General features: G+C 74.0%; 6 protein-coding genes and 1 pseudogene. 6 read left to right on the forward strand and 1 reads right to left on the reverse strand.

Annotated elements, in window-relative coordinates; all coding sequences use genetic code 11:
* Together AB0E96_RS34830 and ftsY are read left to right on the forward strand one after the other, a co-directional pair.
* Positions 1-1,263, forward strand: a 1,263-nt coding sequence (locus AB0E96_RS34830) for an AAA family ATPase (protein ID WP_359829803.1), incomplete at its 5' end; no start/stop codon positions are given.
* A gap of 47 nt (positions 1,264-1,310) precedes the next feature.
* Positions 1,311-2,537, forward strand: coding sequence for a signal recognition particle-docking protein FtsY (ftsY, locus tag AB0E96_RS34835; RefSeq protein WP_359829804.1), 1,227 nt, complete (start codon positions 1,311-1,313; stop codon positions 2,535-2,537).
* Between the two features lie 76 nt (positions 2,538-2,613).
* Here ftsY and AB0E96_RS34840 read toward each other — a convergent pair whose 3' ends face one another.
* Positions 2,614-3,306 (reverse strand): bifunctional DNA primase/polymerase, encoded by a 693-nt coding sequence (locus AB0E96_RS34840; RefSeq protein ID WP_359829805.1) that lies wholly within the window; start codon positions 3,304-3,306, stop codon positions 2,614-2,616.
* A gap of 626 nt (positions 3,307-3,932) precedes the next feature.
* On the opposite strand from AB0E96_RS34840, the gene AB0E96_RS34845 reads away from it, so the two are divergent.
* The 4 genes and pseudogenes from AB0E96_RS34845 to AB0E96_RS34860 all read left to right on the forward strand — a co-directional run.
* Entirely contained in the window at positions 3,933-5,387 is a 1,455-nt protein-coding gene (locus AB0E96_RS34845) for a hypothetical protein (protein WP_359829806.1), read from the forward strand.
* Positions 5,388-5,696: 309 nt separating this feature from the next.
* Complete coding sequence (locus AB0E96_RS34850) at positions 5,697-7,118, forward strand: ammonium transporter (protein WP_359829807.1); 1,422 nt, start codon at positions 5,697-5,699, stop codon at positions 7,116-7,118.
* On the forward strand, positions 7,115-7,453 hold the full coding sequence (locus tag AB0E96_RS34855; RefSeq protein ID WP_359829808.1) for a P-II family nitrogen regulator: 339 nt from the start codon (positions 7,115-7,117) through the stop codon (positions 7,451-7,453). The genes AB0E96_RS34850 and AB0E96_RS34855 overlap by 4 nt, the downstream gene beginning before the upstream one ends.
* A 253-nt stretch (positions 7,454-7,706) precedes the next feature.
* A pseudogene (locus tag AB0E96_RS34860) lies at positions 7,707-8,534 on the forward strand (nucleotidyltransferase domain-containing protein); the annotation flags it as partial.
* Positions 8,535-8,630 lie beyond the last annotated feature (96 nt).

An 8,630-nucleotide genomic window follows, 5' to 3' on the forward strand; every position in this document is an offset into this window, starting at 1 on the left:
GCGTGCGACGCCCGGCTGGCGGACCTGGTGGCCCGGCCCGGGGTGCGCACCCACGCGGCGGGGGCCCGCGCCCTGCCCGGCCGGGCCGACCCGCGGGCCCGGGCCGCCCGCGCCGCGCGCGAGGCGCGCGCCCGGGCCGCCGAGCGCCTCCGGCGCGCCGAGCACGACGCCGGGGTGGCGAACGCCGTCGCGGCGGGCGCCCGGCAGCTGCTGGCCTGCCTGGAGGTGTCGCTGGCCCGCGCGGACGCCGGGCGGGCGGCCGTCGAGCAGGCGCGCGCCGAGCGCGAGCACGAGTTGCGCGAGCACCGGGAGCACGGCCGCGGGCTCAAGGAGGAGCTGGACAAGCTGGTCGACGCCGGGCACCGGGACGAGGTGCTGCGGGCCGAGAAGCGGCTGCGGATCGAGCAACTGGAGGCCCGCGCGCTGGAGGAGTTCGGCATCGACGGCGGCGAGCTGCTCGCCTCGTACGGGCCGGACCGGCCGGTACCGCCCCCGCCCGCCGAGGACGGGGCGGAGCCGGGGGAGCCGTACCCGTACGTCCGGGCCGAGCAGGAGAAGCGGCTGCGGGCGGCCGAGAAGGCCTACCAGCAGCTGGGCAAGGTCAACCCGCTCGCCCTGGAGGAGTTCGCCGCGCTGGAGGAGCGCCACCGCTTCCTCGGCGAGCAGCTCGACGACCTCAAGCGCAGCCGGCGCGACCTGCTGGACATCGTCCGGGACGTGGACCAGCGGGTCGAGCAGCTGTTCACCTCGGCGTACCACGACACCGCCGCCCAGTTCGAGGGCGTCTTCGCCCGGCTCTTCCCCGGCGGGGAGGGCCGGCTGGTGCTGACCGACCCGGAGAACATGCTCACCACCGGGGTCGAGGTGGAGGCCCGCCCGCCGGGCAAGAAGGTCAAGCGGCTGTCGCTGCTCTCCGGCGGCGAGCGCTCGCTGACCGCGGTGGCGCTGCTGGTGGCGATCTTCAAGGCCCGGCCCAGCCCGTTCTACGTGATGGACGAGGTGGAGGCGGCGCTGGACGAGACCAACCTGCGCCGGCTGATCGGGATCATGGAGGAGCTGCGGGAGAGCTCCCAGCTGATCGTGATCACCCACCAGAAGCTCACCATGGAGTCGGCCGACGCCCTCTACGGCGTGACCATGAAGGGCGACGGCATCTCGCAGGTGATCAGCCAGCGGCTGCGCGAGGGGGCACCTCCCGGCCGCCAGGCCGGGGGAGAGCACCGGGAACGGCGGTCGCGGGCGGTGCGCACCGCATCGGTGTAGGGCGGCTGCGGTCCATCCGGGCTCCGGTCGCGGATACTGGAGCGGTTATGGAATACGTGATCCTTGCCGTAGTCATCGCCGTGGTCGCCATCGGCGCGATCGCGGGCCTCGTCGTTTCCGGCAGACGACGCCAGCAGCTGCCCCCGAAGTCGCAGGCGCCGGTCATCACGGCGCCGAAGACCCCGCAGGAGCCCCAGGTCGGCGAGGAGTCCGCGCCGCCGACCGAGGAACCTCGTCGCACCGTCGAGGAAGTCCCGCTCCCCGAAGCCCCCGAGACCGTCGAAGCCCCCGAGGCCGTCGAGGTCGAGGCCCCGGCGGAGGCCGGGACGGCACCCGCCATCGAGGTCCCCGAGCCCACCGCCGGCCGGCTGGTCCGGCTGCGCTCGCGGCTCTCCCGCTCGCAGAACTCGCTCGGCAAGGGCCTGCTCTCGCTGCTCTCCCGGGAGCACCTGGACGAGGACACCTGGGAGGAGATCGAGGAGACCCTGCTCACCGCCGACGTCGGCGTCACTCCCACCCAGGAGCTGGTCGAGCGGCTGCGCACCCGGGTGAAGGTGCTCGGCACCCGTACGCCCGACGAGCTGCGCGCGCTGCTGCGCGAGGAGCTGGTCGAGCTGGTCGGCAAGGACGCCGACCGCGCCGTCCGCTCCACCAAGCACGAGGAGGGCCCGGCGGTGGTCCTGGTGGTCGGCGTCAACGGCGTCGGCAAGACCACCACCACCGGCAAGCTGGCCCGCGTCCTGGTCGCCGACGGCCGCAAGGTGGTGCTCGGCGCCGCCGACACCTTCCGCGCCGCCGCCGCCGACCAGCTCCAGACCTGGGGCGAGCGGGTGGGTGCGCGCACCGTGCGCGGCCCGGAGGGCGGGGACCCGGCCTCGATCGCCTTCGACGCGGTCAAGGAGGGCATCGCCGAGGGCGCGGACACCGTGCTGATCGACACCGCCGGCCGCCTGCACACCAAGACCGGCCTGATGGACGAGCTGGGCAAGGTCAAGCGGGTCGTCGAGAAGCACGGCCCGGTGGACGAGGTGCTGCTGGTGCTGGACGCCACCACCGGCCAGAACGGCCTGATCCAGGCCCGGGTGTTCGCCGAGGTGGTCGACATCACCGGCATCGTGCTGACCAAGCTGGACGGCACCGCCAAGGGCGGCATCGTGGTCGCGGTCCAGCGCGAGCTGGGCGTCCCGGTCAAGCTGATCGGCCTGGGCGAGGGCGCGGACGACCTGGCGCCGTTCGAGCCGGGCGCGTTCGTGGACGCGCTGATCGGGGACTGACGTCCCCGCCGCCCGCCGAGGGCGCACGAAGGGCCCGCCCCCTCCACGGGGCGGGCCCTTCCGCGTGCCGGGAGGGTCAGGAGGCCATCCAGGCCGGCTCGGCGGTGCGCTCGCGGCTGCGGTGGCAGGCGTAGGCGAGGGTGCCGAGCAGCAGCCGTGCCTCCGGCGGGCAGCCCGCGTTGTCGCGGGTGGGGCGGCGCAGCCAGCGGACCGGGCCGAGGCCGGCGAGGACGGTGGGCGGGGCGGCGACGTAGCTGCCCTCGCCGTGGCAGGTCAGGTCGAGCGCGGCGTCGTCCCAGCCCATCCGGTACAGCAGGTCGGGCAGGCGCCGGGCGGTGCCGGCGGCGACCAGGAACTGGAGCCGGCCGGTGGGGGCGGCGAGCACCGGGCCGACCTGGGTGCCCATCCGCTCCAGCCGGACCAGCGCCTGGAGGCCGGCCTGCTCGGGGACGTCCAGGACGTCGAAGGCGCGGCCGGTGGGGAACAGCACCGAGCCCTCGGCGCGGCCGGCGCGGGCCCGGCCGTCGTCGCCGGGCAGGGGGTGCAGGCCGGGCGCGGCGCAGCGGGGGGAGCCGCAGGGACAGCGGGTCGGGGCGGCGGTGCCGGTGACCGGGGCGCCGGTGGACGGGGCGCCGGTGGCGACCGCCCAGCCCCAGCGGCCGGTGTACTCCGCGGCGGCCTGGGACGCGGTGACCTTGGTGCGGCGGCGCGCCCCCAGCGGTGCCAGCCGCAGGTGCCCCAGCCGAAGTTCGCCGAACAGGTTGTCCATGCCTCCCCCAACAGGTTCTCGTTGCCGATGGTTACGGGACGGTGACTGTGTGTCGATTGTCAGCCGTGTGGTGCGTAGTGCGGTGGCGGCGCGCAGCGCGTGGTGTGCGCCTGTTCCGCCGGTGCGCCTCGGGCGCCGCCTTGTGGGGGCGGCGCCGATGCCGGATCGTCGTGTGCGTGGGGCTGCCGCCGCTCCGAGTGGACGGTGAACTCGCCTGGGGCTGCGGTGGATTGCCGGTTGTGCCGGGCCCTCCGGGATGCGCCGGGGGACTTGGCGGCCCGCATATGCCGGGCCGTTGGGACTCCCTAAGTGAAGCGTGTGCCCCCGGGCTTCGGTTCACTCCTGGGGGTGGCGAAAGGTGGCGTTTCGCCAGGGCCGCTCCCACGGGCCCCTCGCGGGGCATTACGTTCAGCACGCGGATGTCGTCGAAGCCTGTTCCGGGCCATCGGGGAACGGGAGTTGGGAATCTGACAGATCGTCCGCAACGATGGCACACCAGTGCGAGGGCGCTGCGGTACGGCGGCACGGCAGAACCTCGGGCAGGTACGTCTGGCAAGAGCCCGCAACCGTCGGGCGGTCACGATCGGGGGCCCCGCCAGGGGCCGGGCGGGATGGGGACGTTACCCATGGCAGAGAAGCAACCGAATGAGAAGCTGACCACGTGGTTCGCCCGCAGTGGCTGGTCCAAGGGCGAGTTGGCCCGCCAGGTCAACCGCCGGGCCCGGCAGATCGGCGCCCACCACGTGTCCACCGACACCTCACGGGTGCGCCGCTGGCTCGACGGCGAGCAGCCCCGCGAGCCGATTCCCAAGCTCATGTCGGAACTCTTCTCCGAACGCTTCGGCTCGGTGGTGTCGGTCGAGGACCTCGGTCTGCGCGCCGCGATCCCGGTCTCCACCGTGGGCGGCGGCGTCGACCTGCCGTGGAGCGGCCCGCAGACCGTCCAGCTGATCAGCGACTACTCCCGCAGCGACCTCATGCTCAACCGCCGGGGCTTCCTCGGCACCTCGCTGGCCCTGACCGCGGGCGCCGCGCTGATCGAGCCGATGCAGCGCTGGCTGACCCCCGGCCCGACCGGCGTCCCCACCCCGATCCTCACCGCGGCCAACGGCGGCGAGGCCTTCACCGGCCGGCTCTCCGAACCCGAGCTCGAACTACTGGAGCAGACCACGGTCATGTTCCGGCAGTGGGACGCGCAGAACGGCGGCGGGCTGCGCCGCAAGGCCGTCGTCGGCCAGCTGCACGAGGTCACCGACCTGCTCCAGGAGACGTACAGCGAGGACACCACCAGGCGGCTGTTCCGCCTCACCGCCGAACTCGCCCACCTGGCCGGGTGGATGTCGTACGACGTCGGGATGCACCCGAGCGCGCAGAAGTACTACGTGCTCGCCCTGCACGCCGCCAAGGAGGCGGGCGACCGCCCGTTCGGCGCGCTCATCCTCACCGACATGAGCCGCCAGATGATCCACCTCAACCGGGGCGAGGACGCCCTGGAACTCATCCACCTGGCCCAGTACGGCAGCCGCGACACCGCCACCCCGCGCCAGCAGTCCCTGCTGTTCGCGATGGAGGCGCGCGCCTACGCCACCATCGGCGAGGTCAACCGCTGCGCCCGGGCGATCCGGCTGGCCGAGGACACCTTCACCGACATCCGGGACGGCGACCAGGACCCGGACTGGCTGAAGTTCTTCTCACCGGCCGAGCTGAACGCCGAGAACGCGCACTCCTTCCGCGACCTCGCGTACCACTCGGACAACGCCGAGCTCTACGCCTCGCTGTCCGCTCCGGTGATGGAGACCGCGGTCGACCTGTTCCGGCAGGACGCCGACCACGTGCGCTCGTACGCCTTCAACCTGATCGGCATGGCCAGCGTCCACCTGCTGCAGAAGGAGGCCGAGCAGGCGGTGGTGATGGCCGAGCAGGCGGTGGACATCGCCACCAAGGTGCGCTCGGAGCGGCTGAACTCCCGGGTGCGCAAGACCACGGAGGCCGCGGCGGCCCGGTACAAGGGCGTGGACGCGGTGAGCCGGCTCAAGGAGCGGGTGGTCCAGGACATCCCGGAGTTCGTCTCGGTGGTCTGACCGGGGCCCTCCGGGGGAAGCTCCACCGACCGTGACGGCCGCCGCCGTCACGGTCGGTGGTGTGTCCGGCGTCCGGCGGGGGTGCGGGGCCGACGGGGTTCGCGCGGCCCGCCTCCCGCGGCCCGTGGCCCGCGCAGCCGCGGTTCACGCAGCCGTAACCCGCGCGTCGCACGCGTCACCGCGGTGAAACACCAGGCCGCACCGGCCGAAACCAGCCTTCGGCACGCTCCTCCTCAACGCCGACACCCCGGGTGGCACCACGGGACGGGTCCCCGGGTGCGGATCGGCCTGGACGCAGAGGAGACGCCGATGCCGGACGGCTTCAGTGCGGGCGACACCGCCTTCGTACTCATCAGTGCGGCCCTGGTCATGCTGATGACCCCAGGGCTGGCCTTCTTCTACGGGGGCATGGTCAGGGCCAAGAGCACGCTGAACATGCTGGCGATGAGCTTCCTCTCGCTCGGCGTCGTCAGTGTGCTGTGGGTCCTCTACGGCTACTCGCTCAGCTTCGGCTCCGACTCCTTCGCGGGCCTGATCGGCAACCTCGACCACCTCGGGATGCGCGGCCTCGGCCTGGACGAGCTGACCGGCACCATCCCGGTGACCGCCTTCGCGCTCTTCCAGCTGATGTTCGCGGTCATCACGCCCGCGCTGATCAGCGGGGCCGTCGCGGACCGGGCGAGATTCGCCGCCTGGGGCCTGTTCATCGCGCTCTGGGTCACGGTCGTCTACTTCCCGGTCGCGCACTGGGTGTTCTACTTCGACGGCGGCCACGGCGGCTGGCTGGGCGACCGCAACGGTGTGATCGACTTCGCCGGCGGGACCGCCGTGCACATCAACGCGGGCGTCGCCGGCCTCGCGCTCTGCCTGGTGCTGGGCAAGCGGATCGGCTTCAAGAAGGACCCGATGCGCCCGCACAGCCTGCCGCTGGTGATGCTCGGCTCCGGGCTGCTCTGGTTCGGCTGGTTCGGCTTCAACGCGGGCTCGGCGCTGGCCGCCAACGGCGTCGCCGCGATGGCGATGGTCAACACCCAGGTCGCCACCGGTGCGGCGCTGGTCGGGTGGCTGGCCTACGAGAGGGTCAAGCACGGCGCCTTCACCACGCTGGGCGCCGCCTCCGGCGCGGTGGCCGGGCTGGTCGCGATCACCCCGGCCTGCGGCTCGGTCAGCCCGCTGGGCGCGGTCGCGATCGGGCTGGTCGCGGGCGCGGTCTGCTGCGCCGCCGTCTCGCTCAAGTACCGCTGGGGCTTCGACGACTCGCTCGACGTGGTGGGCGTGCACGCGGTCGGCGGTGCGGTCGGCTCGCTGCTGGTCGGACTGTTCGCCACCGGCGGGGTCGGTCAGGGCGTCAAGGGGCTGTTCTACGGGGGCGGGATCGGGCAGCTGGGCAAGCAGGCGATGGGGGTCGCGGTGGTCGCGGCGTACTCCTTCGCGCTGTCGTGGCTGCTGGCCAAGGCGGTCGACCGGCTGATCGGCTTCCGGGTGTCCGCGGAGGTCGAGACGGCCGGCATCGACCAGGCCGAGCACGCCGAGTCCGCCTACGATTTCAGCGCCGTGGGGGCGGGCCTGGCCCGGGCCCTGCCGGGCCTGGCCGCCGCCGCGCAGTCCGCCGCCGCGGAGCCCGTCGCCGAGCGGCCCGCGGGGAAGTCCGCGGCGCCCGCGGAGAAGCCCGCCGCGCCCGCCGCGGCAGCCGTGCCCGCCGAGAAGAAGACCGAGGTCGATGCCCGATGAAGCTCATCACCGCCGTGATCAAGCCGTACCGACTGGACGAGGTGAAGGCCGCCCTGCAGGCCTTCGGGGTGCACGGCCTGACCGTCACCGAGGCCAGCGGCTACGGCCGCCAGCGCGGCCACACCGAGGTGTACCGGGGGGCCGAGTACACCGTGGACCTGGTGCCGAAGGTCAGGATCGAGGTCCTGGTCGAGGACGAGGACGCGGAGGACCTGATCGACGTCCTGGTGAAGGCCGCCCGGACCGGGAAGATCGGCGACGGGAAGGTCTGGAGCGTCCCGGTGGACACCGCCGTACGGGTCCGCACCGGCGAGCGCGGGCCGGACGCCCTGTAGCCCCTCGTGCGGCCCGGTGACCGGTCGCCCCGCACCGCGGACGGCGGGTCCGTCCACCCCCGGGGTGCGGGTCCGCCCGACGGCGTACCGGCGTCGTCCGGCCGGCCGAACGGGCACCGGCGGAAGGTTCACCGGCCGGACGGCCCACCGGCAGACGATCCAGGAGCAGGACGGTTCACCAGCAGGACGGTTCACCGGCACGGCGGTTCACCGGCACGGCGGTTCACCAGCACGACGGACGGGACCCACGCACATGACCACCGAGACCAGCCCCTCCGACCCCGTCGACCCTGCCGACCCCGCCGGTCACGCCGCCGCCCGGGCCGCGCTGCTCGCCGGTCCCGGCCCGGGGGGCCGCCCGCGGCGCCGGTCGCTCGCCCGGCTCACCGACGACAGGCTGGCCGGGCTGTTCGCGGCCGCCGGCGCCCCGCCCGGCGTCGCGTTGGTCGCGGTCGGCGGCTACGGGCGCGGCGAGCTCTCCCCGCGCAGCGACCTGGACGTCCTGCTGCTGCACGACGGTCCGATCGCCCGGGAGCTGCCCGAGCGGATCTGGTACCCGGTCTGGGACACGGGCGGCAGGCTGGACCACGCGGTGCGCACCGTCACCCAGGCCCGCGCGGTCGCCGCCGCCGACCTCAAGGCCCAGCTCGGCCTGCTGGACGCCCGGCACCTCGCCGGGGACCGGGCGCTCACCGACGCGCTGCGCTCCGCGGTGCTCACCGACTGGCGTGCGAGCGCCCCCGCGCGCCTGCCGGAGCTTCGCGAGCTGGGCCGCGCGCGGGCCGAACGACACGGTGAACTCTCCTTCCTGCTGGAGCCCGACCTGAAGGAGGCCCGCGGCGGACTGCGCGACGTCGTGGTGCTGGACGCGATCGCCGCCACCTGGCTGGCCGACGCGCCGCGGGACGGCCTGGACGACGCCGCCACCCGGCTGGCCGACGTGCGCGACGCGCTGCACCTGGCCACCGGCCGGGCCACCGACCGGCTCGCCCTCCAGGACCAGGACCAGGTCGCCGAACGGCTCGGCGTGCTGGACGCCGACACCCTGCTGCGCCGGGTCTACGAGGCCGCCCGTACCGTCGTAAGGGGAGGCAGCTCCATGCGCTCTGCCCGCGCCCGCGCCTGAGAGCCTTCTCCCTTGTCGACCGCGATGAGCGCCCAACTGGGGCGCACTGCA

The sequence above is a fragment of the Kitasatospora sp. NPDC036755 genome (genome assembly GCF_040636595.1).
Classification (GTDB): Bacteria; Actinomycetota; Actinomycetes; order Streptomycetales; family Streptomycetaceae; genus Kitasatospora.

Bases quoted from the DNA above. Each gene is read 5' to 3' on its own strand.
- ftsY (WP_359829804.1), top strand. From the start codon at position 1,311: ATGGAATACGTGATCCTTGCCGTAGTCATCGCCGTGGTCGCCATCGGC.
- AB0E96_RS34840 (WP_359829805.1), bottom strand. From the start codon at position 3,306: ATGGACAACCTGTTCGGCGAACTTCGGCTGGGGCACCTGCGGCTGGCA.
- AB0E96_RS34845 (WP_359829806.1), top strand. From the start codon at position 3,933: ATGGCAGAGAAGCAACCGAATGAGAAGCTGACCACGTGGTTCGCCCGC.
- AB0E96_RS34850 (WP_359829807.1), top strand. From the start codon at position 5,697: ATGCCGGACGGCTTCAGTGCGGGCGACACCGCCTTCGTACTCATCAGT.
- AB0E96_RS34855 (WP_359829808.1), top strand. From the start codon at position 7,115: ATGAAGCTCATCACCGCCGTGATCAAGCCGTACCGACTGGACGAGGTG.